The organism is Ruegeria sp. CF8 (assembly GCF_056537285.1).
Map to the genome: position 1 here is coordinate 79,429 of NZ_JBQFRG010000010.1, position 23,761 is coordinate 103,189.

The window sequence follows — 23,761 nt, forward strand, 5'->3', positions numbered from 1 at the left end:
GGTGCGATCCCGGTTTAGGGCAGATCGGGGCAGCTGCTCAAGATCTGTGCGGCACGTTCGGATGAAGGTCGTCGATGATGATTGGGTGTGCGTGCGGGCCTGATCCGGTCAGATGCGGGTGATCGGCCGGCAGATCAGGGTGATCGTGTTCAATCACTTCCTGATCAAGGCGTGGCCATATGCTGAGCGCGCCAACCACACCGGCCACAGACAGCGTTGCCATGCTGCTGAGCGCTACTGTTGGTCCGAATGCAGTCATCAGCCACCCTGCAAGCGGGTAAAGCACCAGCCAACAGCCATGCGACAGAGTAAACTGAGCTGCAAAAACGGCAGGGCGGTCTTCGGGATGGGCTGACCGGGTCAACAAGCGACCCGAGGGTGTCAGAGTGGTGGAATATCCAAAACCGGTAAACGCCCACAACAAGGTCAGCAGGCCAAGTGACAAGGGAACAGTTGCTGCCAGAATTGCGGCCACAGCCATGGACCCTGTGGCAAAAACGGCCCCCGAGATCATAACCCGACGATCCTCGATCCGATCCAAAAGGCGGGGTAGGGTAAAGGCCGCCAACATCGAACCGCCTCCGAATCCGGCCAACGCGATGGCCACTGCGCTTTCCGACAGTCCCAGATTGGCGCGCACGATAACGACGGTGTTGACGATCACCATCGAGCTCAGCGCAGCCGCGCTCCAGCTGAGTGCGAGCAACCCGCGCAACCGGGGTGTTTTCAAATAGATTCGAATACCGCGTGTGGTGCGGTCATAGATTCCGCGGGGTTTGGTGGGTTTGGGCGACGGGAGGACGACCGAGACCACCAGCAATGCTGAAGCGACAAAGCCCAATGCCGTCCCCCAGAACAAGCTGTTGAAGCTCACCAGCAGCAGCAGGGCTGCGGCAAACATCGGGCTCAGCAGGCTTTCCATGTCGTACGCCAGGCGCGACAGGGACAGGGCCCGTGTGTATTCCGCCTCATCAGGTAACACATCAGGAATCGTTGCCTGAAAGGCAGGTGTGAACCCGGCCGATGCCGATTGCAGCACAAAGATCAACACGTAGATCTGCCAGATTTCCGTCACGAAGGGCAGGCAAAGTGCAACTGCCGCGCGGATCAGGTCCAAAACGACCAGCATCTTGCGGCGATCCAGGCGCTCGGCAAAGGCGGCCGCCAGCGGTGCAACAGTGACATAGGCAACCATCTTGATCGTGAGCGCAGTGCCCAGGACCAGACCCGCAGCATCCCCCGCCAGATTGAACGCCAGCAGACCAAGGGCAACTGTCGCCAACCCGGTGCCCGTCAACGCGACGATCTGAGCGGCGAACAGGTGGCGGTAGGTGCGGTTTTTCAGAATGCTCAGCATGGCTTAAAGGTATTTTGTAATCGCTTTGAAATCTTCGATCCCGCTGCCGGCGTCACCGCCGGACAGACAATGATCGATGTGGTCGTGAATCAACGCGCGCTTGGCATTGGTGACGGCTTTTTCCACGGCGAACAATTGTTGGGCAACGTCCGAACAGGGGGCCTGGCTTTCCAGCATGGCAATGACTTTGGCCAGATGCCCGTGGGCACGCTTTAGACGGGCCGTGATTTGTGGATGCGACTCATGTGTATGATTAGACATGGTTTATCCTTATCCTCCCCATAGGGATAAGATCAAGTGATTGGTGCTGAACAGCCCGCGACTTTTGGACGGCGTTGAGTTTAGGGGCTAAACCGCCTATCTCGGGGACAATAGCGCTCAGAGGATTAATCGCGTGGCGAACCATTTGTACAAAAACGATCTGCCGGACGGGCTGGATCTGGGCCCCATTGTGGCCATAGACTGTGAAACCATGGGGTTGAACCCACATCGCGACCGCCTGTGCGTGATCCAGATGTCAGGTGGTGATGGAAACAGCCATATCGTTCAGGTTGAAAAAGGCCAAACCAAAGCGCCAAACTTGTGCGCCATGCTGAAAAACCCCGACGTGCTTAAGCTGTTCCATTTTGGGCGGTTTGACATCGCCGCCATGTACCACACCTTTGGCGCGTTGGCCGCTCCGGTTTACTGCACCAAGATCGCCAGCCGTCTGGTGCGCACATATACTGACCGCCACGGCTTGAAGAACTTGTGCCAGGAACTGATCGGTGTCGACATTTCGAAACAACAGCAGATGAGCGATTGGGGAGCCGAGACCCTGAGTGATGCTCAACTGGATTATGCGGCCTCGGATGTTTTGTACCTGCACCGTCTGCGGGATGAATTGAACAAGCGCCTTGCACGCGAAGATCGGACCGAAATGGCGCAAGCCTGTTTTGATTTCCTTCCGATGCGTGCGAAACTGGATCTCGCAGGCTGGCCCGAAACGGATATTTTTGCACACTCATGACTGAAAACGAGTCCTTTCTGAAAACCGCCCGTCAGGTCGTCACAGATGAAGCCCGCGCGCTGGACGTGTTGGCCGAAAGTCTGGACGAGCATTTTGTAGAAGCCGTGCAAACGATCTTGCAGGCGAAGGGTCGCATCATCGTAAGCGGGATCGGTAAATCTGGTCACATCGGTCACAAGATAGCCGCCACTTTGGCCAGCACTGGCACGCCGGCCTATTTTGTACACCCGGCCGAGGCCAGCCATGGTGATCTGGGCATGGTCTCTAAGGGCGACGTGGTATTGGCGATTTCCAATTCGGGCGAGGCGCCGGAATTGGCCAATCTGCTGGCCTTTACCCGACGGTTCGGAATTCTGCTGATCGGCCTGTCCAGCAAGCCTGAAAGCACGCTGATGAAACAGGCGGACGTGCATCTTCTGATCCCGTCTGTAGGCGAGGCATGCGGTTTTGGAATGGTGCCCTCGATCTCGACAACATTGACTTTAGCAATGGGCGATGCGCTGGCGATTGCTTTGATGAAGTACCGGGATTTCAAACCCGAGAATTTCCGTGACTTTCATCCAGGGGGCAAGCTTGGCGCGCAGCTCAGCAAGGTGCGCGATCTGATGCACGTGGATATGCCCGTGGTCACGCTTGATACTCGGATGAGCGAGGCTCTGTTGGTCATGAGCCAAAAAAGCTTTGGTGTTGTTGGCGTCACCGATGACGCAGGCCGCTTACTGGGCATTGTTACGGATGGCGACTTGCGCCGCAATATGGACGGGTTGCTGGACAAGAGCACCCAAGAGGTCATGACCCGCGATCCGATGACGATTGCGCCAAATGCGCTGGCGGAAGAAGCCGTTGCGATCATGAATGAGCGCAAGATAACATCTTTGTTCGTAGTCGACCCTGACGCTGACGGACAGGCGCAGGGCTTGTTGCACATCCACGACTGCCTGCGCGTCGGCTTGGGCTGAGGGAGAGCGACGTGGACAGATATTCCCGCATGGTGCAGTTCCTGAAGGTGCTGTTGCCGCTCGCGGCGATTGTCATGCTTTCCACTGTCTTCTTGCTATCCCGCAGTATCGAAACAAATGTATCTGTGCCTTTCGCGCAAAATGACATCGATGAGCGGTTGGCGCAGCAAATTGTAACTCAGCCAAACTACCAGGGGACCACGCGCAAGGGTGAGGACGTGCATATCGAGGCGACGCAAGCGACCCAGGGCAACGAGAACGCGACTCCGACAGCATCGGAGTTCCGCGGCCGCTTTGGCCTGCTGAGCGGTGGAACGATAATGCTGGATTCCAACTCGGGTTTGATCCGCCCTGATGAAGGCACAGCCACTTTTGTCGGCGACGTGGTGATCACCACCGCTGACGGGCTTCAGGTCACAACCGATCTTCTCAACACGTCTTTGGATGAAATCCGTGGCGACACTCCGGGGCAGGTGAATGGAACCGGGCCGATCGGCAACTTTTCCGCCGGACGAATGACCTTTGGGACGGAAAAAAAGGACGGCCCGGTCCATATTGTTTTTACAGATGGTGTGAAGCTGATATACGAGCCTGAAAAAGCAGAAAGATAACCTGTGTTCGATTTTCGATTTGTTCCTTTGTGCCTCGCTTTGATCGCGGGTACCGCGACCGCGCAAGAGGCGCAGGTGGCCTTTGGTTCTGCAAATGCCGACCCAAGCCTGCCGGTTGAGGTGACTTCGGAGACACTGAACGTCAATCAGGAAGATGGATCTGCCGAGTTCATTGGGAATGTCATCGTTGTGCAAGGCGAAATGCGGCTTACGGCGGAACGTGTTCTGGTGATCTATAATCAGGAACGTTCGGCCATTGAACGGATGGAAGCGACCGAAAACGTGGTTCTGGTCAGCCCACCCGATGCGGCCGAAGGCGATTGGGCCGAGTACACAATCGATTCCGGTGTGATTGTAATGAAAGGCAATGTCCTTCTGACTCAGGGACCCAGCGTCATCAGTGGCGACCAGATGAACGCCAACCTGACAACAGGCACAGCGACCATGACCGGGCGGGTCAAAACGATCTTGCAGCAGGGAAACAACTGATGGCGCGCCCCAGCCTGACATTGGCCGAAGGCAGTTCAGGCCTGCGCATCGAGAAGCTGCGGAAATCTTACCGGAAAAAGACGGTAATCCGCGATGTTTCCATGACGCTGGACCGGTCTGAGGTCGTAGCGCTTTTGGGGCCGAACGGGTCGGGCAAAACCACAACATTCTATTCCGTGGCTGGGCTTGTGTTTCCCGAAGCAGGTAAAGTGACAATTGATGGTCAGAACGTCACAACGCTGCCGATGTATCGGCGTGCGCGGTTGGGGATCGGCTATTTGCCTCAGGAAATGTCGATTTTCCGCGGAATGAGTGTCGAAGACAACATTGCTGCTGTTTTGGACATCACGGTTCCACACGCACACAGGCGTAAAGAACGTCTGGAAGAACTGTTGTCGGATTTTTCCATCGAACACTTGCGCCGTGCGCCCGCCTTGGCCCTGTCTGGTGGAGAACGCCGCCGTGTCGAGATCGCGCGCTGTTTGGCCGCCGATCCGAAATATCTGCTGTTGGACGAACCTTTTGCAGGTGTTGATCCAATTAGTGTCGGGGATATTCGGCATCTGGTGGCCGACCTCAAAAAAAGGGGAATCGGTGTGTTGATCACGGATCACAACGTCCGGGAAACGCTGGAAATTGTAGATCGTGCTTACATCCTGCATGACGGCCAAGTGCTGATGTCCGGCACCCCTGATGAAGTGGTGGAAAACGAGAACGTGCGTCGGGTCTATCTGGGCGAAAACTTCCGTATTTCATAGGCTTGTGCCGGTTTGCATCAGATGCATGACGGAAATCGCGTATATACACGCCTGTTTTGATTGACTCTTCCTTCGTCTCTTGCCTCAATTGGACCATGGCATTTACTCGGTTCCAGTCTGGATCTCGATGTCCCTTCATTGAAGGGCAGGTTTTAAGGCAACCGCAGAAAATGCCGCGACCCCCCACCCGATAAAAACAAGTTCGTCGCGTACCGTGACGTCAGAATGGGTGTGAATTGTGAAGGAGATCACATGCGTTACCAAATCAGCGGAAAACAGATCGACATCGGCGCGGCCTTGCAGACACACGTGCAAACCGAGCTGGGCGAGGTTGTGGGCAAATATGCTCAGCGGCCGACAGATGCCAACGTCGTCTTTTCCCGTTCAGCGCATGAATATGTATGCGAAACAACGGTGCACCTGTCCACGGGCCTGACTGCCCAAGCCAAGGCGCACGCTACCGAGATTTACGCAGCGTTTGAGGCATGCTGCGACAAGATGGAAACCCAATTGCGCCGCTACAAGCGCCGTCTGAAGGACCACCACAAGGACCGCGCAGAGCCGGTTGAACTCTTTGGTGCGTCCTCTTATATCCTCGCCTCTGACGAATCGGACACGGCGGACGAGCCCGAATCGCTGCAGCCCATGATTGTGGCTGAGATGGAGACGAAAATTCCGTCTCTGAGCGTTGGGGAAGCCGTGATGCAAATGGAACTTGCTGGCGCTCCGGTGCTGGTGTTCCGGAATGAGAACAAGGATGGATTGAACGTTGTTTACCGTCGCGATGACGGGAACATCGGCTGGATCGATCCGTAACAGGCAAGACAACGGGGCCGCACCCGCTTATGCGGGTGCCGTGCCATGGAGCGTGATCATGGAGCTTTCGAGCATTTTGAAGCCCGAGGCAGTGCGTGTACTTTCTGCTGTTTCCAGCAAGAAGCGGCTGTTTCAAGAGATCGGCGAAGTTGCGGCCGCTACCATGGGTCTGGACGCCCAGATGGTGGTCGACTCTCTGCTTGAGCGTGAAAGCCTTGGTCCGACTGGCGTTGGACATGGTGTTGCCCTGCCGCACGCGCGGTTGTCCGAACTGGAAGCGGTTGCAGGCGCTTTTGTCATGCTGGAAAAACCCATCGATTTCGGTTCGGTTGATCGTCAGCCCGTGGATATAGCCTTTGCGCTGTTTGCGCCGGAAGAGGCTGGCGTGGATCATCTGAAAGCGTTGGCTTTGGTGTCGCGTACGCTGCGCGATACTTCGGTCTGTAACAAACTTCGGGCGAACCCTGATCCGGTCAAGCTTTATGCGATCTTGACCGAAGCCCAGTCCATGCAAGCTGCATAAAAAAGAAAAGTCCCCGAAAACAGGGGACTTTTTTGTTTTCAGTCTGATCTGGATCAGCCGCCAGTTCCCATTTCCAGTGTCCACCAGATTTTGCCACCGCCTTCCTGGTGCCAGGCGAATCCCATCTGGGTTGCCTTCGGGTCCATAATGACAGCGCGGGGTCCAGGCTCCTGCATCCAGGCGGCCAGTGTCTCGGTCTCAGTCTCGTAAGTTTCGGATATCGCTTCACCCAGAAACGTGCCGAAATACCCGACGCGTGCGGCACGATCGATCGGGGATGAACCGTCTGACCCAAAGTGCCAGGGGCGGTTCTGGCGCGCCATATCCTTGGAATGCGTTGCTGCTGCAGCGTTCAGTTGTGAGTTCAATTGCACTGCCTGAAGGCCTTGGGCCTGACGCAGCGCGTTGACCGAGTCCAGCATCCGGAATTGAAGTTTTTCCGGGTTGCCACGGATTTTGTAGACTGTGGGCAATGGGCGGCCATCCGCACCAAGACTGGTGGGCTGGGTGCTTGTACATGCCGCCAGCGCGACAAAGCAAATCAACAGTAAAGAAACGATACGCGTCATGATCGACCTGATTATTGTGTTTCAACACGGCATAACGCGCCTGAGTGCGCGGAGCAAACGTACAATCGTTCCGGCTTGCGTGATTCTGCCGGTTTGGTTTGCGACTGAAGCATTCTCGCAATAGAATAGGTCAGATTTCAGAGCTTACTAGAACACAGGACCCGATAGTCATGGTTAAAAAGCGTATTCTGTCGCCCACTCGCCGGGTGTTTCTGACCGGTGTATCCGCCTCGCTGGCGTCACCTGCACTGGCCCAGTACATTCCAGGCGACCCGTTGCGCCCTGCGCCCGAGCCCGAACCGCCCGTGCGCCGAAATGTGTCCGGATTCCGAGCCTTGGACTGGCAGCCGTATTTCTCGAACACAAGAAACGGCGCCATTTTGGTCGATACGGTGTCGCGCGCGCTGCATTATTGGTCAGATGATCAATCAACATACAAACTCTACCCCTCATCTGTGCCTTTGACCGAAGAGATGACCCGCCGCGGACGCACCAGCGTCATCCGCAAAGTTGAAGGCCCCAGCTGGTCGCCAACACCGTCGATGAAGAAACGAAACCCCGAATGGCCGGACTATATCCCGCCGGGGCCAGATAACCCTTTGGGAACGCACGCTTTATATCTGGGTTGGAAGTATTACCGTATCCACGGCACCCACGATACGCGCAAAATTGGGCGTCGCTCGTCTAATGGCTGTATCGGGCTCTTCAACGACGATATTGCTGAACTCTTTTCTATGACGAAGGTCGGCACGCAAGTGTTGCTAATTTGACGACATTTTCCTGCGCGAACCCGCTTAGCGCTCAAGTTGCAATTGCAATCCAGCGCCAATGCTGATTAGAAAAAAACACGAGGTAAGTCTTAGGTGCGCGGTTCCGGGCATTGGAACCGTGCAAATTCTGGAGGTTAATATGAAAAAACTCGTTCTCGCCGCAGCTCTGACAGCCGCAGCTTCGACCGCATACGCAGGCAACCTGGAAGAGCCGGTTGTTGAAGCACCGGTTGTTGTTGAAGAAACTCAGGGCACTTCGCAGGGCATCCTGCTGCCGCTGATCCTGCTGGTTGTTGTTGCTGCTGCTGTTGCTGCAAGCTAAGCCGACACGGAATTCATGAAAAAGGCGGTGGAGCAATCCACCGCCTTTTTTGTTTCAGAAAGTTAAAACCGGCCAGTTGAAACGATTGCGCCGTGCTTGGCGTCGGCCAGCGTTAGTCCAGCCAGCCGCGCAGATTGTCCTCGACGATTTTTCCCAGCGCCGCGATATGCGCGTCGTCGTCGTTCAGACAAGGGATATAGGTGAAGGTTTCACCGCCCGCTTCTTCAAAGCTTTCCTTGATCTCTTCGTTGATCTCTTCCAGCGTTTCGATGCAGTCGGCCGAGAAAGCAGGGGCGATGACGGCGATGTTCTTCTTGCCTTGCTTTGCCAGGTCCGCCACGTGATCCACCGTGTAAGGCTTCAGCCACTCTTCCGGGCCGAATCGCGATTGAAATGTCGACACAAGCTGATCGTCCGACCACCCCAACCGTTCTTTCAGCAGCCGGGACGTCTTGGCACATTGGCAATGATAGGGATCCCCTTGCTGAAGATAGCGATCCGGCATTCCGTGGTACGAACAGACCAGAATGTCCGGTTTTGTCTCCATTTCCGCATAGGCGCGCTCAACAGATTGTGCCAGCGCGTCAATGTAACTTGGTTGGTCGAAATAGGCGGGTACAGTGCGGGATGCAGGTTGCCAGGGCTCCTCCATCAACGCGCGGAAAAACTGGTCATTGGCTGTGGCCGTCGTTGCGCCTGCATATTGCGGATAAAGCGGGAAGAACAGAATGCGATCACATCCTGCCGCCACCAACTCACGTACTTTGGATTTGGTTGAGGGATTTCCGTACCGCATACAGAAATCGACCATCACCTGATCGCCGTAGCGGTCGTGCATTGCCGCACGCAGTTTTGCCGTTTGATCCTTGGTAATCGTCATCAGCGGGCTTTCGCCTTTGTCGTGATTCCAGATCGACTTATAAGCCTCACCCGAGCTGAATGGCCGTTTGCTTAGGATAATAGCCTGAAGAATCGGCTGCCATTTCCATTTCGGGTAATCGATGACCCGCTGATCTGACAGAAACTCATTCAGATACCGCCGCATGGGCCAATAAGTGTAATCGTCCGGCGTGCCCAGATTGGCCAGCAAAATGCCGACGCGACCCATCCTGATCTTGGGATGATCCGTAGGAGCGTGTGCGGGGCGGATAGCGTCGAACATATGGGACTTCCTGAATTTCTTGTGGTCCGGCCTGAGATAAGGGGATTTATCCGCACGTCAATCAGGCAGTTTGCCCTCGGTGGTGCGCAAGGCGTCGGCCAGACGGGCTTGGGCAGATCCCGGGCGCAGCGGTTTGGGTTGACTATCATGCGGTGACCATCCGGTCAGGCAAATCAGTTCGAACGTGGCGGCCAAGCGGCCTGAAGCGGTCGAAAAGTGATCCGCATATATACGCTGTGCGGTCTCGAATACGGCCCGTCTGGTCGGACGCTTTAGCCGTGCAGACAAGGCGTTGGTTTCACCCATATGACGCAGATCGCGCATCAGATGCCAAATGTCGCGGTATTCCGCCGTCAGCGGCACCGAATCCGCTACAGGCAAAGCCAGACCGGCCCGTTGCAACAATCCACCCATGTCTCGAAGTTCCGCCATCGGTGCGATGCGGGGGCTCAGGCCGCCCGTGATTTCGATCTCAGCCTGTCCCAAAGCGGCGCGCAGTTCCTGCAAAGTTTCCCCGCCCAAACACACGACCAGCAAAAGCCCATCGGGTTGCAGCGCCCTATGGCATTGGATCAGTTGCCCAATGGGGTCATTGGCGCAGTGCAGGGCCATCGCGTGGATGACCAGATCATGGGCGCCGGGCTGAAGCGCCAGTACGTCGTCATCCTGGACCAAGACAGCATCCGAAAGAACACCGTCCCAAAGCTGTGCAAACGGGCTCACGATCGCAGGCACTGTAAAGGCTTTGTTAACCATAGAGAGCCGATCCTGCACCTCGTCAATTGCAGCGCGATGCAGGAAGAAGGCGTCATCCAGCACACGGGCGCGGTGGCGCAGGATGGTTTTGCGATCAAACAGAGAGGGTGTGTTGGGCTCAGGCAGTTTCATGGCTCGCAAGTATCGCATCGCGCAGCGGATTCAAACCGCACTTGCACTGATTTACCCGCCGCGTTGCATGGGATGCGGCGCGCTGACCGAGTCAGATTTTGGGTTGTGCGGATCCTGCTGGCGCGAAACGCCTTTTATTGGCGGCACCGTTTGCGAAAGCTGCGGGGTGCCGCTGATGGGCGCGCAGGATGGGTATCGGATCGAGTGCGACGACTGCCTGAACGCCCCACCGCCGTGGAATGCAGGCCGATCAGCGTTGTTGTATGATGGCAAGGCGCGTGCGCTGATCCTTGCTTTGAAACATGGTGACCGGCCTGAATTGGCTCGGCCCGCAGCACGATGGATGGCGCAGGCAGGGCGTGAACTGCTACGACCGGAAATGGTGATCGCCCCGGTGCCGTTGCATTGGTCTCGTCTGCTCAAACGGCGCTACAATCAGTCGGCTCTGTTGGCGCAGCATCTGGCTCAGGAAAGTGGGCTGGACTGTGTGCCGGACCTTTTGGTGCGAAGCAGACGAACACCGGTTCTGGATGGCAAAACGGCGCAAGAACGGGCCGAGGTCCTGAAAGATGCGATTCGCGTCCACCCGCGCAGGGAACGGCATCTGAAAGGCCGCGACGTGTTGCTGGTGGACGATGTGATGACCTCTGGCGCGACTCTGGCTGCCTGCACCCGTGTGTGTCAGGCCGCAGGGGCAAATCATATTTTCGTGTTGGCACTGGCGCGCGTTGCCAAGGATGCCTAATTCGCCCAAGATTGCGCGAAACCCAAAGGGAACGGAAAATGAAGCCGGTAGAAATCTACACCTCGCCGCTATGCGGTTTTTGCCATGCGGCCAAACGTCTGCTGAAACAGAAGGGCGTCGAGTTCAAGGAAGTCGACGTGCTGATGCACCCCAAACGCAAACCCGAGATGATCCAGCGGGCCGGTGGCAAGCGCACTGTACCGCAAATCTTTATCGGCACACAGCATGTGGGTGGTTGTGACGATCTGTATGAACTGGAACGTCAGGGCAAGCTCGACCGGCTGCTGGCGGCCTGATGAAGACCGCGCTGCTGCAGATCACCTCGTCGGACGATCCGGCCGAAAATCTGGATTTGGTGCGCTCCATGATGGCCCAGGCGGCCGGGCAAGGCGCGCGGTTCATTCTGACGCCCGAGGTTACGAACTGCGTTTCGACCAGCACCACGCGCCAGCGCGAGGTTCTGCAGCATGAAGAAGACGACATCACCCTGGCGGGCTTGCGAGAAGAGGCCGTCAGACTGGATGTGTGGCTTTTGATCGGTTCGCTGGGGATCAAAACCCATGACGCGGATGGCCGCTTTGCCAACCGGTGCTTCATGATCGACCCGCAGGGTCAGATCGTGGCGCGGTATGACAAAATCCACATGTTCGACGTGCAGGTCACGGAAACCGAGACCTTCCGCGAATCGGCCAATTACCGGCCCGGCGACCGCGCGGTTGTGGCCGAGACCGATTTTGGCAAGGTGGGGCTGACCATCTGCTACGATATCCGCTTCCCCCTTTTGCACACTGCTCTGGCGCAGGCGGGGGCACGCATCCTGACCGTTCCGGCGGCGTTTTCACCCGTCACAGGTGCCGCGCATTGGGAATCGCTGTTGCGCGCCCGCGCGATCGAGACCGGCTGCTGGGTGCTGGCTCCGGCGCAGACCGGGGAACATCCCAAGACGCGCGGAAAAACCCGCTACACGCACGGCCACAGCATGGTAGTCGCCCCGTGGGGAGAGGTGCTGATCGACGCAGGTACCGATCCGGGCATTCACTTTTTTGATTTGGATGATAGTTCTGTGACAGAGGCGCGCCGCCGCGTGCCCTCATTGACGCATGTGCGGCCTTTCGACGGCCCCTGATCCAGAACCGAGCTATGACGGACGAAAAAAATGCCCTGGCGGTCACGCTGTTCAGCGAGATTCTGACTGCAGACCAATTGTTGCGCAACCGGCTGAGCCGTGTGCTGCCCAAGGGCATGGAAATCTCGCATTTCTCGGTGTTGAACCATCTGGTCTATGTCGGCGACGAGCGCACCCCGGCGCAACTGGCCAGCACCTTCCATGTCACACGCGGAGCCATGACCAACACTTTGGCCAAGCTGGAATGGGCCGGATACATCCACATCCGCCCCGACTGGGACGATGCCCGCCGCAAGATGGTGGCGATCAGCCCCGCTGGTCGGCGCGCGCGCGATCAGGCGATTTCTTCGATTGCCCCCCTGATCAACCGCGTGGTCGGAGAGCTTGGGCTGGAGCGCGTCCGCAGCACGCTTCCGGTGTTGAGAGATTTACGGTTGCAGTTGGAGGGGGAGTAGGGATCAGCGAACCGTTGTCCCAAGGTGGATCTAGGACTGGTTTGGTCGGGCGCTGGCAGACTTGATGCTCATGCAATGTAATGCGGTCTAAACGGCCGCTTCATTCCAAGTGCATTCTATCCAGAAGTTGCCTTAAATCACGGGGATCCAAAGCTGGAAAATCACCCAACCAAATTCCGGCCGAAGCCGCCGCCGCGAAAAGAAGGCAAGATTCAATTCCTTCTTTGCCCTCAAATTGCCCACCATGGATAAGCCACACCAAATACTCTCCTTTTTCTTCTTCATTCGTGGAGAATATTCTTCCTACATTGCATGCTTCGTTAGAGAGTTCGTGTTTGGCAAATGGTTCTGTCATCTCCTCCGTCAGTTCTAAATCGACTGGTTTCACAAATTTGCGTTCCGAAACTATTTCGGGGTCAATAAAAACAATAAAAGAAACCGCCCTTACTAGATCATACTGATTCAAGTTCGAGGACAGGTATTGATCTGCAATTTCCTGAACCGACTCTGAAACTTTTGGATCGCTTACATAGCCATACAGCGGAACACCGTCATGCTCGTACACGAACCTTCCCGGTGCGTTTCCTGCTTCTTGTGCTGCGACATGCAAGCTATTGAACAGGGTAGAAGTGGAAATTGCCGCACCACAAAATACCGCGCGCCATGGCGCGCAACTTAAAAGTCGATTCAAAAAACCTGCCTCACTTCGGCTTCACACTCGCCGTCACATAGTTCACGCTCAGATCCCGGTCCGAGATCGACCAGCTCCATAGAATGGGGTTGAACACAAACCCCTTGCGATCCACTGGTTCAAGCCCAGCCTGGCGCAGCAGGTCGAAGAGTTCATCAGGTGTGATGAACTTGTTCCATTCATGCGTACCACGCGGCAGCCAGCGCATGACCACCTCGGCCCCGAAGATAGCCATCGCATAGGATTTCGGATTTCGGTTGATGGTGGAACAAATCTGCAGCCCGCTGGGTTTCAGCAAGTGTTGCGTGGCGGTCAGGTAGCTTTGCGGGTCAGCGACATGCTCGACAACTTCCATGTTCAGAACCACGTCGAACTGCTCGCCAGCGGCGGCCATGTCCTCGGCCGTGGTGTGGCGATAGTCAATCTCAAGCCCTGATTGTTCCGCATGGATGCGGGCCACAGGCAGATTGCGTTCGGCGGCGTCGGCGCCCACGACAGTGGCACCAAGACGGGCCATGGGTTCGCTCAGCAACCCGCCACCGCAGCCGATATCCAGCAGGCGCAGGCCCTCGAACGGGTTCGGCGCGGTCAGATCACGGTCAAACTCACCTGCGATCTGCTGTGTGATATAGTCCAGACGGCACGGATTCAGCATGTGCAGAGGTTTGAATTTCCCATGAGGATCCCACCATTCTGCCGCCATCGCCTCGAATTTTGCGATCTCGGAAGGGTCCACCGTGTTCGGATGCGCTTGCATTCCTGTCTCCGTGTGCTCTTTTACGCTTAAGGACTATATAGGGCCATAATGGACAAGTACCCGGACCAAAAGCGCGCAGTTCAATATCTGTACCCGCCGATCGACCCGTTCGATCAGCGCATGGTCGATATGGGCGATGGGCACCGTATCTATGTGGAACAATGCGGCAATCCCGATGGGATACCGGTTGTTATCCTTCACGGAGGCCCGGGGGGCGGCTGCAGCCCTGCTATGCGGCGCTATTTTGATCCGCGTGCGTACAGGGTGATTCTGTTTGATCAGCGTGGATGTGGTCGGTCCAGACCCACTGCATCGGTCGAAAACAACACGACGTGGCATCTTGTCGCTGATATCGAGCGGCTGCGTGAACTGTTCGAAATTGATGAGTGGATCGTGTTTGGCGGAAGCTGGGGGGCGACGCTGGCGTTGATCTATGCGCAGACGCATCCGGATCGGGTCAGCCGCTTGGTGTTGCGTGGTGTGTTTCTGGCCACACAGGCCGAGTTGGACTGGTTCTACGGAGGTGGTGCAGGGCGGTTCTGGCCTGAACACTGGCAGAAATTCACGTCTCTGCTGCCCGAGGTTGAGTTGGACGATACAATCGCCGCCTATAACAAACGCCTGTTCTCGGGCGATCGCGCGACCGAAATTCTATATGCACGCGCCTGGTCGCATTGGGAAAATGCGCTGGCTTCGATCCATACCAACGGATCGGTGGGCGAAAGCCCGGGCGAATATGCCCGCACCTTCGCGCGGCTCGAGAATCACTATTTCATCAACAAGGCGTTTTTGGAAAAGGATGGGCAGATTCTGGATCAGATGGACCGGATCGCCGATATCCCCGGACATATCGTTCAGGGGCGTTACGACATGATCTGCCCGCCTCAGGCCGCATGGAATCTGGCTGAACGCTGGCCAAATGCCGAGTTGAAGATGGTGCGGCAGGCGGGACATGCTCTGTCTGAACCCGGCATCAGTGCCGAGCTTGTGCGCATCATGGATCGCGTGGCGGAGGGTGTGGCATGACCCGGATTGACCGCCGTGCTTTGTTTGCTTCGGGTGCTGCTGCCGCGCTGTTGGCGGCAACTGGTGCGTCTTTGGCAGATACGCCGAAGAAGGGTGGCACGTTGCGACTGGCCGTTCCACGTGACGACAGCCTGGAACAAGTTGCGCGCGGGGCTGTTTTCGACACTCTGACCGAGATCGCGCCCGACGGCACGCTCAGGGGCGAGCTTGCAACAGGATGGCAGACCGATGCCGAAGCGCGCATCTGGACCTTCGATTTGCGCGATGATGCGGTGTTCCACGACGATGCAGCATTGGATATTGCGGACGTGCTGGCCGTTTTGGCGGAAGTTGGGCACGCCGAAGCTCTGGCGCCCAATCGCCTGCACCTGGAGTTGGCTCAGGCCAATCCGGGTTTGCCATTTATGTTGGCGGACAGTCGGTTTGTCATTACGCGAGCGGGGCAAACTGTGTCGCCATTGCACGCCGCCAACGGCACTGGCTGTTACCGCGTCGAACGTGCCGAAGATGGGCGACATTTCCTGGGACGTCGAGTGGCGGGGCATTACAAGGACGGTCAGGCCGGATGGGTCGATGCGATAGAGGTCATCGTGATCCCGGATGCCAGCGTGCGGGCCGAAGCGCTGCGCGATGGTTATGTAGATGTGGCGGCTCTGCCGGATAAGGCGGAAATGCAGGGCGTCCGCGGTCTTCGGTTTCACCCGTCCGAGGCGGACCTAGCCCTTGCCGTAGCAGGTGCTGTCGGGATGCCACGCCAGATTGCCGGGTCGTCGGTGCTGGACGATGGCCGTATCGCAGAACGGTGGTGGATGGCGTAAATTCGGCTGCGGCTCCTGCCGGGGGTTGCAGACTCGGACCATCCTGCGTATATGCAGTTTCAACAGCGGCGCGTTGGACTTCTGGTTCAAGGCTCCACCGGAAAATTCGACGGGCCGCGCGCCCGTTTTTTTGTGCCCGTTTGAAGGGTAGGGAACCAGATGACAAACGACCTGATAGCCAAAGCTGCTATTGATCGGCGACTGGCCGAGATCATCACCCCAGTGATCGAAGATCTGGGGTATGAACTCGTGCGTATTCGCCTGATGAGCGGCAAGCAGACCACGCTGCAGATCATGGCTGACAAGCCTGATGGCGGCATCGAAGTGGATGACTGCGCCGAGATTTCCAATGCGGTCAGCGCCACGCTGGACGTCGAAGATCCGATCCTTGACGCCTACACGCTGGAAGTGTCCAGCCCCGGCATCGACCGCCCTCTGACCCGCCTCAAGGATTTTGAGACGTTTGAAGGCTATGAGGCCAAGATCGAGACCGCCGAACTGATCGACGGCCGCCGCCGTTTTAAGGGTGAATTGGCCGGGATCGAAGGGGATGAGGTTCTGATCAACATCCCCGAGGGGGACGAGACGATCACCATCGGTTTGCAATTCGACTGGCTGAGCGACGCCAAGCTGGTCCTAACCGACGATCTGATCAAGGAAATGCTGCGCCAGCGTAAAGACGCCGGTGCCCTGAACGAAAACGCTTTCGACGAGATTGAGACCGAAGGGTCCGAAGAGGAGACGAACTGATGGCAATCACCTCAGCCAACCAGCTGGAGCTGCTGCAGACCGCCGAGGCCGTGGCCCGTGAAAAGATGATCGACCCCGGTCTGGTTGTCGAAGCGATGGAGGAATCGCTCGCCCGTGCCGCCAAGAGCCGTTACGGCGCGGAAATGGACATTCGCGTGTCCATCGACCGCAAGACCGGCAAGGCGACCTTTACCCGCGTGCGCACCGTGGTCGAGGATGAAGAACTTGAGAACTATCAGGCCGAGATGACTGTTGAGCAGGCGCGCCAGTACATGGAAGCGCCCGAGGTCGGTGACGTCTTTGTTGAAGAAGTGCCTCCGGTTGAAATGGGCCGTATCGCTGCTCAGTCTGCCAAGCAGGTCATTCTGCAGAAGGTTCGCGAAGCCGAGCGTGATCGTCAGTACGAAGAATTCAAGGATCGCGCAGGCACCATCATCAACGGCGCGGTCAAGCGCGAAGAATTTGGCAATGTCATTGTCGATCTGGGTGGTGCCGAGGCTGTTCTGCGCCGAAATGACAAGATCGGTCGCGAAAGCTATCGCCCGAATGACCGCGTGCGCGCCTATATCAAGGAAGTGCGTCGTGAGGTTCGCGGCCACCAGATCTTCCTTTCGCGTACCGCGCCGGAATTCATGGCCGAGCTGTTCAAAATGGAAGTGCCGGAAATCTATGACGGCATCATCGAGGTTAAGGCCGTGGCCCGTGACCCCGGCTCGCGCGCGAAGATCGCCGTGATTTCGTATGACGGTTCGATTGACCCCGTCGGTGCTTGCGTTGGTATGCGTGGCAGCCGTGTACAGGCGGTTGTGAACGAATTGCAGGGTGAGAAGATCGACATCATCCCGTGGAACGAAGACCAGCCGACCTTCCTGGTGAATGCGTTGCAGCCCGCTGAGGTTTCCAAGGTGGTTCTGGACGAAGAAGCCGGCAAGATCGAAGTTGTGGTCCCCGAAGAACAGCTGAGCCTTGCCATTGGCCGTCGCGGTCAGAACGTGCGTCTGGCCAGCCAGCTGACCGGTCTGGACATCGACATCATGACCGAGGCCGAAGAATCGGCACGTCGTCAGAAGGAATTCGAGGCCCGCACCAAACTGTTCATGGACAGCCTCGATCTGGACGAATTCTTTGCTCAATTGCTGGTTTCCGAAGGCTTCACCAACCTCGAAGAGGTTGCCTATGTTGAAATCGAAGAACTGCTGGTCATTGACGGTGTTGACGAGGGCACTGCACAGGAACTGCAGACCCGTGCCCGCGAATTCCTGGAAGCACAGGCGAAAGCGGCTTTGGACGCGGCCCGTGCGCTGGGCGCCGAGGACAGCCTTATTGAATTTGAGGGCCTGACACCCCAGATGGTAGAAGCGCTGGCCAAGGATGATGTGAAGACCTTGGAAGACTTCGCAACCTGCGCGGACTGGGAATTGGCCGGTGGCTGGACCACGGTCGATGGCGAACGCATCAAGGATGACGGAGTACTTGAACCTTTCGGTGTGACGCTGGAAGAAGCGCAGGACATGGTCATGACCGCACGTATCCTGCTGGGTTGGGTTGATCCAGCCGAGCTGGAGCAGGCGGAAGAGGATGTCGACGGCGACGCTGCAGACGAGGAGGTCGAGGCCTGATCTCAGGCCTCGGGTGGCGCGTATGGGTCGCGGTGGCGTACATAAAGATCGGTCTGACGGACCCGAACGCAAGTGCATCGCCACGGGCGAGGTTCAGCCCAAATTCGGGCTGATCCGCTTTGTGACGGGACCGGACGGTCAGGTTTATCCCGATGTTGCGGCAAAACTGCCGGGGCGTGGGGTGTATGTGGCAGCAGATCGCGCCGCACTGGACAAGGCCGTTGGCAAGAAACTGTTTGCGCGCGGGTTCAAGGCACAGGTTTCTGTGTCGAAGGATCTGAGCGACGAAGTTGAAAAACAGATCGCGCGCCGCGTGGTTGAGTTGCTCAGTCTGGCGCGCAAGTCCGGTGACGCGGTTGCCGGATATGAAAAGGTCAAGACGTGGCTGGACCGGGAAGAGGCGCACGTGCTGCTTCAGGCCATTGATGGATCGGGGCGCGGCAAGTCCAAACTCAGCACGCCGCACTTCGGAAAATACATCGGTTGGCTGACTGCGGACGAATTAGGGCAGGCATTTGGGCGCCAAACGGTGATTCATGCTGCCATGGCCTCTGGCGGACTCGCCAAACGTGTTGTAGAGGAAGCGCAGCGCCTGCGTGGCTTGCGCGAAACGGATGACGGCGGCAGGGGCCGCGCGGAAGGGTAAGAAGCTTTATGAGCGATAATGACGGCAAAAAGACATTGGGTCTTCGTGGCGGGGCACGCCCCGGAAATGTGAAACAGAGTTTCAGCCACGGACGCACCAAGAATGTCGTGGTGGAAACCAAACGCAAGCGCGTGGTGGTCCCCAAGCCGGGCGCGGCAAAGCCGGGTGGCGGTGCTGCACCTTCGGGTGATCCGTCGCGTCGCCCTGCAGGTATTTCCGACGCGGAAATGGCACGCCGGATGAAGGCATTGCAGGCCGCCAAGGCCCGCGAGGCTGAAGAGGCCGCTGCACGTGAGGCTGCTGAAAAGGCGCGCGAAGAAGAGCGTGCCCGCCGCCGTGCGGAACAGGAAGCCAAGGAACGCGAGCAGCGTGAAGCGGAAGAGCGCGCCCGTCAAAAGGCGGAAGAAGAAGAGCGTAAGCGCAAAGAGGCGGAAGAAGCCGCCAAACGCGCCGCTGCAGCGCCCGCACCGGAAGAGCCCAAAGCGGCACGCGCTCCGGCGAGCAAGCCTGCACCTGCTGCGACCCCGCGAAAACAGGATCGCGAACGCGAACAGCGCGGTCGCGGCAAAGGTCGTGACGATAACCGCCGTTCGGGCAAGCTGACACTGGGTCAGGCCACTGGTGGCGAAGGCAACCGCCAACGCTCGATGGCTGCGATGAAGCGCAAGCAAGAGCGTGCGCGCCAGAAAGCCATGGGCGGCACGGTTGAGCGGGAAAAGGTGATCCGCGACGTACAGCTGCCCGAGGCGATTATGGTCTCGGAACTCGCTAACCGTATGGCCGAGCGCGTAGCTGACGTTGTCAAATCGCTGATGCAGATGGGCATGATGGTCACGCAGAACCAGACCATCGACGCTGACACTGCTGAACTGATCATCGAAGAATTTGGCCACAAGGTCACGCGTGTTTCTGATTCGGATGTTGAAGACGTCATCAAAGAGGTCGAAGACAGCGATGAAGATCTGAAGCCGCGCCCGCCGGTCATCACCATCATGGGTCACGTTGACCACGGTAAGACCTCGTTGCTGGACGCAATCCGCGACGCACGCGTCGTGGCTGGCGAAGCCGGTGGCATTACCCAGCATATCGGCGCCTATCAGGTGAAAACCGATGGCGGCACCACGCTGACCTTCCTGGATACGCCTGGCCACGCGGCCTTTACCTCGATGCGTTCGCGCGGGGCTCAGGTCACGGATATCGTGGTTTTGGTGGTCGCGGCGGATGACGCGGTGATGCCGCAGACGATCGAAGCGATCAACCACGCCAAAGCGGCCGAAGTGCCGATGATTGTGGCGATCAACAAGGTCGACAAGCCGGATGCAAACCCGGACAAGGTTCGCACCGATCTTCTGCAACACGAAGTGATCGTCGAGAAAATGTCGGGTGAGGTTCAGGACGTCGAAGTGTCCGCCATCACCGGTCAGGGTCTGGACGAGCTGTTGGAAGCCATTGCGCTGCAAGCCGAGATTCTGGAACTGAAAGCCAACCCCGACCGCGCCGCCCAAGGTGCCGTGATCGAGGCGCAGCTGGATGTGGGCCGTGGCCCAGTGGCCACCGTTCTGGTTCAGAACGGCACGCTGCGTCAGGGCGACATCTTTGTTGTGGGTGAGCAATACGGTAAGGTCCGCGCGCTGATCAACGACAAGGGCGACCGCGTCAAAGAAGCTGGCCCCTCGGTTCCGGTCGAGGTTCTGGGTCTCAACGGCACGCCCGAGGCCGGTGACGTTCTGAACGTGACCGAGACCGAAGCGCAGGCCCGCGAAATCGCCGCTTATCGCGAACAAGCCGCCAAGGACAAACGCGCCGCCGCAGGTGCCGCGACGACCCTTGAACAGCTGATGCAGAAGGCCAAGGAAGACGAGAACGTCGCCGAGCTGCCGATCCTCGTCAAAGCCGACGTGCAAGGGTCTGCCGAAGCCATCGTTCAGGCGATGGAAAAAATCGGCAACGACGAAGTGCGCGTACGCGTGTTGCACTCGGGTGTGGGTGCGATCACCGAAACGGATATCGGCCTGGCCGAAGCCTCGGGCGCGCCGGTCATGGGCTTCAACGTTCGTGCCAATGCATCGGCTCGGAACACCGCGAACCAGAAGGGCGTTGAGATCCGCTATTACTCGGTGATCTATGACCTTGTGGACGACGTGAAAGCAGCTGCATCCGGGCTGCTGAGCGCCGAAATCCGCGAGAAGTTCATCGGCTATGCCGAGATCCGCGAAGTCTTCAAGGTCACAGGCGTTGGCAAAGTGGCCGGCTGTCTGGTCACCGAAGGCGTTGCCCGCCGTTCCGCAGGCGTCCGCCTGCTGCGCGACAACGTGGTGATCCACGAAGGCACGCTGAAGACACTCAAGCGCTTCAAGGACGAAGTGGCCGAAGTTCAGTCGGGTCAGGAATGCGGTATGGCGTTCGAGAACTACGACGATATCCGCGCGGGCGACGTGATCGAAATCTTCGAGCGCGAAGAGGTCACCCGGACACTGGATTGATCCGGTTCAGAACTAAGTTACCAAAAGCGGCCCCCTTGGGCCGCTTTTTTTCGCTATTTCTGAACTTTAAAGCCTGCTGATTGGGCAAGGCAGACATTGGCGTTGCGAGCAGTAACGGCAAACCTTCTCTTGTTGGTTCGTCTCAATAAGGCTGGATTGACACACTCAATGACTTGCGTGCGTTGCATGCAGTATTTTGGGTCCGAAATTCAGGGACCAAGAATCCTTCTTTTAAAATGGCTATTGGTCCCGTGTTTGCGCATTGTAATGGGCCGTTTTGGGGCAAGCTGAATCGCCATCGTCTAAGCCTTAGTCAACTTGATTGATGCAGATTCGGTAGTCGAGCGGGTCGAGTTTTCCTATAATTCTATCAAGATGTGTAAATCTGTTATGCGCTAGGGAGTTACATGGTACTTATTCTGCTGCTGTATTTCGGGGTTCTTTGGCTGATCTTCTTCAAATTGAAACTGCTGCCATGGAACCGAACCAGCAAAACTATCTCTGCACTCGTTGGTTTGGGTATTTGTCTTTACGTTGTAGCGCAATTGAATACGACCACGCCGTCGGGTCGTGTTGCCGTCATGGGTGTGGTAGTGGAAATTGCACCGTCTGTGCGCGGTGTCGTTACTGAAGTTCCAGTAACGCCTAATCAATCCGTCGCAGCCGGAGACGTGCTCTTCCGAATAGACCCGGCACCTTATCAGGCTGCTGTTGACGAGGCTGAAGCCTCGGTGGAAATCGCAACATTGACATTGGATCGACAACAATCCGCGTTTGACAAGAACCCGGGATTGTCGGTTTCGCAACAGGATCTTGATGAAGGCCGCGCAGCGTTGGATGCCGCGAAGGCACAATTGCGTTCTGCGCTGATTGACTTGGAAGACACTACAGTATTTGCACCGCAGGCCGGTATAGTTACAGCCGTAAATCTGTCGCCGGGCAATCAGGTTCGATCCACAGCGTCGGTCATGCCCTTTATCGCAACAGATTCTTTACGCTTGGTTGGCGTGTTCAAACAAAACGGATCAGGTGTGTTGACAGCAGGCATGCCGGCGGAACTTGTTTTGGACGCGGCACCAGGAAAGATCCTGAATTCCAGCGTTTCACTGATCTCTCCGGGTACTTCAGGTGGACAAATACCGGTGAGTTCAGATCTGCTTTCTGCCGCTTCCATAGGATCAAGCTCTGAAGTCCTAGTTATTCTGGATTGGCCGGATGATCTACCGGCGCATGCGGCACAGCTTGGTATGGTTGGGTCAGCGACAGTCTACAGTCCTGATGCCGGACCATTTGAGATACTTGCGAAGATCCTCCTTAGAATTCGGGGGCTGGTTGCTTATCTCTGAGCCTCGTCCGCAGCCAATTTTGTACGGAAAGCTGTTAACTGATTTTTTCTAGGCGTTATCGGGTCGAGATCGGTTCAGCTTTGGTGGACACAAAGGTTTAACCTAGAGCCATGAAAAACCAGTCCGCTTTGGGTTAGGAAGCAGTCATCCATAGCTCCGGCAAAAACCTCGGATAAAAACTGTTAACTTGGATCTCGGCGAACGGGTCAAAGCAGTTTGATTTCGAATACCTTTAACTACCGCGTGTCCGATAAAAACGTCCCCGGATGCATGATGATGTCGAAATGCTGCATCCCCTGCTTCAACTCGAAACCGACCGAATGCCCGGCCTTGCGCAGTAACTCGGCATAATCCCGGCTCTGGCGGATGAACTCGGGCGTGTCCCTTTCCGCCACCGTCACGTGATAGCGCGGGCCGGGGGGCGGAAGGTGGCGGGTGGGTGACAGGTCGTTGATCTCAACCGGGGTCAGTTGCAGCGGGTCATTGATCGGCGTCAGGCTGATCGGCTCCAGATCATAGATGCCGCTGATCAGGATCACGTCGCGCACGCGCAAACCCGCGCGGGCAAGGTCGTTGGCTGAACTGGCCATGACCATACTCGCCAATTGCGCTCCGGCGCTGTGCCCGGACAACGTGATCCGCGACGGGTCAAAACCCAGATCAGGCGCATTGGTTGCCAGCCAGAGCAATGCGTCGCGGCATTCTTCGACCATCTCTCCGATCCGCGCATCCGGTGCGAGAGTGTAGTTCAGGGTCGCAAACGACTGTTCAGCCTCGATCAGTGCAGGAGCCATCATCGCCGAATCGCGCTGGCTGAGGGCTTGCCAATAGCCCCCGTGAATAAAGACATGCAGCGGCGCACCGGCCCCTTTAGCGGGAAAGAAATCCAGAACCTGAGCGGTTCCCTCACCGTAAGAGATGTTCCCGATCACCTCCATCTGCGCGCGGTGCTGAGCGCTGAGCGCGGCGTAGCTGTCCAGATAGGGTGTGAGGTCTCCGCCGATCATCGAAGAGGGGGAATACTCCTGATCCAACTCGGCCTGCGTGAAGCCCCGATACAGCATTG

The 23,761-nt window shown here is 57.3% G+C and carries 28 protein-coding genes; 20 read left to right on the plus strand and 8 right to left on the minus strand.

All coding sequences use genetic code 11. The features are described 5' to 3' along the window. Nucleotides 1-37: 37 nt before the first annotated feature. Nucleotides 38-1,357 (minus strand): MFS transporter, encoded by a 1,320-nt coding sequence (locus tag ACR0EV_RS19625; protein WP_480801654.1) that lies wholly within the window; start codon nucleotides 1,355-1,357, stop codon nucleotides 38-40. A 3-nt stretch (nucleotides 1,358-1,360) separates the two neighbouring features. Beyond that, nucleotides 1,361-1,618 (minus strand): metal-sensing transcriptional repressor, encoded by a 258-nt coding sequence (locus ACR0EV_RS19630; RefSeq protein WP_480801655.1) that lies wholly within the window; start codon nucleotides 1,616-1,618, stop codon nucleotides 1,361-1,363. 133 nt (nucleotides 1,619-1,751) lie between these two features. Here ACR0EV_RS19630 and ACR0EV_RS19635 point away from each other — a divergent pair, with 133 nt between their 5' ends. The 7 genes from ACR0EV_RS19635 (at nucleotide 1,752) to ACR0EV_RS19665 (ending at nucleotide 6,522) form a co-directional block, all read left to right on the plus strand. After that, nucleotides 1,752-2,366, plus strand: coding sequence for a ribonuclease D (locus ACR0EV_RS19635; RefSeq protein WP_480801656.1), 615 nt, complete (start codon nucleotides 1,752-1,754; stop codon nucleotides 2,364-2,366). Next, nucleotides 2,363-3,325: a KpsF/GutQ family sugar-phosphate isomerase gene (locus ACR0EV_RS19640; RefSeq protein WP_480801657.1), complete on the plus strand. Its 963-nt coding sequence runs from the start codon at nucleotides 2,363-2,365 to the stop codon at nucleotides 3,323-3,325. The genes ACR0EV_RS19635 and ACR0EV_RS19640 overlap by 4 nt, the downstream gene beginning before the upstream one ends. Before the next feature lie 11 nt (nucleotides 3,326-3,336). After that, nucleotides 3,337-3,936 carry an LPS export ABC transporter periplasmic protein LptC gene (lptC, locus tag ACR0EV_RS19645; RefSeq protein WP_480801658.1) on the plus strand — a complete coding sequence of 200 codons (600 nt, stop codon included), beginning with the start codon at nucleotides 3,337-3,339 and terminating at the stop codon, nucleotides 3,934-3,936. Nucleotides 3,937-3,939: 3 nt separating this feature from the next. Continuing rightward, nucleotides 3,940-4,425: an LptA/OstA family protein gene (locus tag ACR0EV_RS19650; protein WP_480801659.1), complete on the plus strand. Its 486-nt coding sequence runs from the start codon at nucleotides 3,940-3,942 to the stop codon at nucleotides 4,423-4,425. Further along, on the plus strand, nucleotides 4,425-5,183 hold the full coding sequence (lptB, locus tag ACR0EV_RS19655; protein ID WP_480801660.1) for an LPS export ABC transporter ATP-binding protein: 759 nt from the start codon (nucleotides 4,425-4,427) through the stop codon (nucleotides 5,181-5,183). Before ACR0EV_RS19650 ends, lptB begins: the two co-directional genes overlap by 1 nt. A 252-nt stretch (nucleotides 5,184-5,435) precedes the next feature. Then, nucleotides 5,436-5,999: a ribosome hibernation-promoting factor, HPF/YfiA family gene (gene hpf, locus ACR0EV_RS19660; RefSeq protein ID WP_050605577.1), complete on the plus strand. Its 564-nt coding sequence runs from the start codon at nucleotides 5,436-5,438 to the stop codon at nucleotides 5,997-5,999. A gap of 58 nt (nucleotides 6,000-6,057) precedes the next feature. Continuing rightward, the gene (locus ACR0EV_RS19665; RefSeq protein WP_480801743.1) at nucleotides 6,058-6,522 is read left to right on the plus strand and encodes a PTS sugar transporter subunit IIA; all 465 of its coding nucleotides are present in this window, start codon (nucleotides 6,058-6,060) and stop codon (nucleotides 6,520-6,522) included. Nucleotides 6,523-6,575: 53 nt separating this feature from the next. Here the strand turns inward: ACR0EV_RS19665 and dalA are convergent, their stop codons facing one another. After that, nucleotides 6,576-7,091, minus strand: coding sequence for a divisome-associated lipoprotein DalA (dalA, locus tag ACR0EV_RS19670; protein ID WP_480801661.1), 516 nt, complete (start codon nucleotides 7,089-7,091; stop codon nucleotides 6,576-6,578). Between the two features lie 170 nt (nucleotides 7,092-7,261). Here dalA and ACR0EV_RS19675 point away from each other — a divergent pair, with 170 nt between their 5' ends. Both ACR0EV_RS19675 and ACR0EV_RS19680 read left to right on the plus strand, forming a co-directional pair. Then, nucleotides 7,262-7,861 carry a L,D-transpeptidase gene (locus ACR0EV_RS19675; protein ID WP_480801662.1) on the plus strand — a complete coding sequence of 200 codons (600 nt, stop codon included), beginning with the start codon at nucleotides 7,262-7,264 and terminating at the stop codon, nucleotides 7,859-7,861. 139 nt (nucleotides 7,862-8,000) lie between these two features. Next, the gene (locus tag ACR0EV_RS19680) at nucleotides 8,001-8,183 is read left to right on the plus strand and encodes a hypothetical protein (protein WP_170433947.1); all 183 of its coding nucleotides are present in this window, start codon (nucleotides 8,001-8,003) and stop codon (nucleotides 8,181-8,183) included. A gap of 112 nt (nucleotides 8,184-8,295) precedes the next feature. Here the strand turns inward: ACR0EV_RS19680 and hemH are convergent, their stop codons facing one another. Both hemH and ACR0EV_RS19690 read right to left on the minus strand, forming a co-directional pair. After that, nucleotides 8,296-9,345: a ferrochelatase gene (gene hemH / locus ACR0EV_RS19685; RefSeq protein ID WP_480801663.1), complete on the minus strand. Its 1,050-nt coding sequence runs from the start codon at nucleotides 9,343-9,345 to the stop codon at nucleotides 8,296-8,298. Between the two features lie 57 nt (nucleotides 9,346-9,402). Beyond that, nucleotides 9,403-10,233, minus strand: coding sequence for a class I SAM-dependent methyltransferase (locus tag ACR0EV_RS19690; RefSeq protein ID WP_480801664.1), 831 nt, complete (start codon nucleotides 10,231-10,233; stop codon nucleotides 9,403-9,405). Here ACR0EV_RS19690 and ACR0EV_RS19695 point away from each other — a divergent pair. The 4 genes from ACR0EV_RS19695 to ACR0EV_RS19710 are packed head-to-tail and all read left to right on the plus strand — an operon-like array spanning nucleotide 10,232 to nucleotide 12,559. Beyond that, complete coding sequence (locus ACR0EV_RS19695; protein WP_480801665.1) at nucleotides 10,232-10,978, plus strand: ComF family protein; 747 nt, start codon at nucleotides 10,232-10,234, stop codon at nucleotides 10,976-10,978. The two genes, ACR0EV_RS19690 and ACR0EV_RS19695, sit on opposite strands and share 2 nt — an antisense overlap. Nucleotides 10,979-11,016: 38 nt before the next feature. Then, entirely contained in the window at nucleotides 11,017-11,274 is a 258-nt protein-coding gene (grxC, locus tag ACR0EV_RS19700; protein WP_050605571.1) for a glutaredoxin 3, read from the plus strand. Beyond that, entirely contained in the window at nucleotides 11,274-12,104 is an 831-nt protein-coding gene (locus tag ACR0EV_RS19705) for a carbon-nitrogen hydrolase family protein (RefSeq protein WP_480801666.1), read from the plus strand. Before grxC ends, ACR0EV_RS19705 begins: the two co-directional genes overlap by 1 nt. A 14-nt stretch (nucleotides 12,105-12,118) precedes the next feature. Then, complete coding sequence (locus ACR0EV_RS19710; protein ID WP_480732813.1) at nucleotides 12,119-12,559, plus strand: MarR family winged helix-turn-helix transcriptional regulator; 441 nt, start codon at nucleotides 12,119-12,121, stop codon at nucleotides 12,557-12,559. Nucleotides 12,560-12,659: 100 nt separating this feature from the next. Here the strand turns inward: ACR0EV_RS19710 and ACR0EV_RS19715 are convergent, their stop codons facing one another. Continuing rightward, entirely contained in the window at nucleotides 12,660-13,250 is a 591-nt protein-coding gene (locus ACR0EV_RS19715) for a hypothetical protein (RefSeq protein ID WP_480801667.1), read from the minus strand. Between the two features lie 10 nt (nucleotides 13,251-13,260). Further along, on the minus strand, nucleotides 13,261-14,007 hold the full coding sequence (gene ubiG, locus ACR0EV_RS19720; protein ID WP_480801668.1) for a bifunctional 2-polyprenyl-6-hydroxyphenol methylase/3-demethylubiquinol 3-O-methyltransferase UbiG: 747 nt from the start codon (nucleotides 14,005-14,007) through the stop codon (nucleotides 13,261-13,263). Between the two features lie 48 nt (nucleotides 14,008-14,055). On the opposite strand from ubiG, the gene pip reads away from it, so the two are divergent. From pip to ACR0EV_RS19755, 7 genes are all read left to right on the plus strand, one after another. Then, the gene (gene pip, locus ACR0EV_RS19725) at nucleotides 14,056-15,033 is read left to right on the plus strand and encodes a prolyl aminopeptidase (protein ID WP_480801669.1); all 978 of its coding nucleotides are present in this window, start codon (nucleotides 14,056-14,058) and stop codon (nucleotides 15,031-15,033) included. Continuing rightward, a complete protein-coding gene (locus tag ACR0EV_RS19730) occupies nucleotides 15,030-15,851 on the plus strand; it encodes an ABC transporter substrate-binding protein (RefSeq protein ID WP_480801670.1) in 822 nt (273 codons plus the stop codon). Before pip ends, ACR0EV_RS19730 begins: the two co-directional genes overlap by 4 nt. Before the next feature lie 159 nt (nucleotides 15,852-16,010). After that, on the plus strand, nucleotides 16,011-16,601 hold the full coding sequence (rimP, locus tag ACR0EV_RS19735; protein WP_152459779.1) for a ribosome maturation factor RimP: 591 nt from the start codon (nucleotides 16,011-16,013) through the stop codon (nucleotides 16,599-16,601). Continuing rightward, nucleotides 16,601-18,220, plus strand: a complete 1,620-nt coding sequence (gene nusA, locus ACR0EV_RS19740) for a transcription termination factor NusA (protein WP_480801671.1) — start codon at nucleotides 16,601-16,603, stop codon at nucleotides 18,218-18,220. The genes rimP and nusA overlap by 1 nt, the downstream gene beginning before the upstream one ends. Before the next feature lie 22 nt (nucleotides 18,221-18,242). Then, nucleotides 18,243-18,866: an RNA-binding protein gene (locus tag ACR0EV_RS19745; RefSeq protein WP_480801672.1), complete on the plus strand. Its 624-nt coding sequence runs from the start codon at nucleotides 18,243-18,245 to the stop codon at nucleotides 18,864-18,866. An 8-nt stretch (nucleotides 18,867-18,874) separates the two neighbouring features. Then, a complete protein-coding gene (gene infB / locus ACR0EV_RS19750; protein WP_480801673.1) occupies nucleotides 18,875-21,349 on the plus strand; it encodes a translation initiation factor IF-2 in 2,475 nt (824 codons plus the stop codon). Between the two features lie 407 nt (nucleotides 21,350-21,756). Further along, nucleotides 21,757-22,695 carry an HlyD family secretion protein gene (locus ACR0EV_RS19755; RefSeq protein ID WP_480801674.1) on the plus strand — a complete coding sequence of 313 codons (939 nt, stop codon included), beginning with the start codon at nucleotides 21,757-21,759 and terminating at the stop codon, nucleotides 22,693-22,695. A 236-nt stretch (nucleotides 22,696-22,931) separates the two neighbouring features. On the opposite strand, the gene ACR0EV_RS19760 is transcribed toward ACR0EV_RS19755, so the two are convergent. After that, nucleotides 22,932-23,759, minus strand: coding sequence for an alpha/beta hydrolase (locus tag ACR0EV_RS19760; protein WP_480801675.1), 828 nt, complete (start codon nucleotides 23,757-23,759; stop codon nucleotides 22,932-22,934). Between the last annotated feature and the right edge of the window lie 2 nt (nucleotides 23,760-23,761).

Excerpts from the sequence above, each read along its gene's own strand:
- ACR0EV_RS19680 (WP_170433947.1), top strand. The coding sequence starts at position 8,001 with ATGAAAAAACTCGTTCTCGCCGCAGCTCTGACAGCCGCAGCTTCGACC.
- ACR0EV_RS19665 (WP_480801743.1), top strand. The coding sequence starts at position 6,058 with ATGGAGCTTTCGAGCATTTTGAAGCCCGAGGCAGTGCGTGTACTTTCT.
- ACR0EV_RS19730 (WP_480801670.1), top strand. The coding sequence starts at position 15,030 with ATGACCCGGATTGACCGCCGTGCTTTGTTTGCTTCGGGTGCTGCTGCC.
- ACR0EV_RS19675 (WP_480801662.1), top strand. The coding sequence starts at position 7,262 with ATGGTTAAAAAGCGTATTCTGTCGCCCACTCGCCGGGTGTTTCTGACC.
- hpf (WP_050605577.1), top strand. The coding sequence starts at position 5,436 with ATGCGTTACCAAATCAGCGGAAAACAGATCGACATCGGCGCGGCCTTG.
- ACR0EV_RS19745 (WP_480801672.1), top strand. The coding sequence starts at position 18,243 with ATGGGTCGCGGTGGCGTACATAAAGATCGGTCTGACGGACCCGAACGC.
- grxC (WP_050605571.1), top strand. The coding sequence starts at position 11,017 with ATGAAGCCGGTAGAAATCTACACCTCGCCGCTATGCGGTTTTTGCCAT.
- ACR0EV_RS19690 (WP_480801664.1), bottom strand. The coding sequence starts at position 10,233 with ATGAAACTGCCTGAGCCCAACACACCCTCTCTGTTTGATCGCAAAACC.
- pip (WP_480801669.1), top strand. The coding sequence starts at position 14,056 with ATGGACAAGTACCCGGACCAAAAGCGCGCAGTTCAATATCTGTACCCG.
- ACR0EV_RS19630 (WP_480801655.1), bottom strand. The coding sequence starts at position 1,618 with ATGTCTAATCATACACATGAGTCGCATCCACAAATCACGGCCCGTCTA.
- ACR0EV_RS19695 (WP_480801665.1), top strand. The coding sequence starts at position 10,232 with ATGGCTCGCAAGTATCGCATCGCGCAGCGGATTCAAACCGCACTTGCA.
- ACR0EV_RS19760 (WP_480801675.1), bottom strand. The coding sequence starts at position 23,759 with ATGCTGTATCGGGGCTTCACGCAGGCCGAGTTGGATCAGGAGTATTCC.
- rimP (WP_152459779.1), top strand. The coding sequence starts at position 16,011 with ATGACAAACGACCTGATAGCCAAAGCTGCTATTGATCGGCGACTGGCC.
- ACR0EV_RS19625 (WP_480801654.1), bottom strand. The coding sequence starts at position 1,357 with ATGCTGAGCATTCTGAAAAACCGCACCTACCGCCACCTGTTCGCCGCT.
- infB (WP_480801673.1), top strand. The coding sequence starts at position 18,875 with ATGAGCGATAATGACGGCAAAAAGACATTGGGTCTTCGTGGCGGGGCA.
- ACR0EV_RS19755 (WP_480801674.1), top strand. The coding sequence starts at position 21,757 with ATGGTACTTATTCTGCTGCTGTATTTCGGGGTTCTTTGGCTGATCTTC.
- ACR0EV_RS19705 (WP_480801666.1), top strand. The coding sequence starts at position 11,274 with ATGAAGACCGCGCTGCTGCAGATCACCTCGTCGGACGATCCGGCCGAA.
- ubiG (WP_480801668.1), bottom strand. The coding sequence starts at position 14,007 with ATGCAAGCGCATCCGAACACGGTGGACCCTTCCGAGATCGCAAAATTC.
- ACR0EV_RS19640 (WP_480801657.1), top strand. The coding sequence starts at position 2,363 with ATGACTGAAAACGAGTCCTTTCTGAAAACCGCCCGTCAGGTCGTCACA.
- lptB (WP_480801660.1), top strand. The coding sequence starts at position 4,425 with ATGGCGCGCCCCAGCCTGACATTGGCCGAAGGCAGTTCAGGCCTGCGC.
- dalA (WP_480801661.1), bottom strand. The coding sequence starts at position 7,091 with ATGACGCGTATCGTTTCTTTACTGTTGATTTGCTTTGTCGCGCTGGCG.
- ACR0EV_RS19710 (WP_480732813.1), top strand. The coding sequence starts at position 12,119 with ATGACGGACGAAAAAAATGCCCTGGCGGTCACGCTGTTCAGCGAGATT.
- hemH (WP_480801663.1), bottom strand. The coding sequence starts at position 9,345 with ATGTTCGACGCTATCCGCCCCGCACACGCTCCTACGGATCATCCCAAG.
- nusA (WP_480801671.1), top strand. The coding sequence starts at position 16,601 with ATGGCAATCACCTCAGCCAACCAGCTGGAGCTGCTGCAGACCGCCGAG.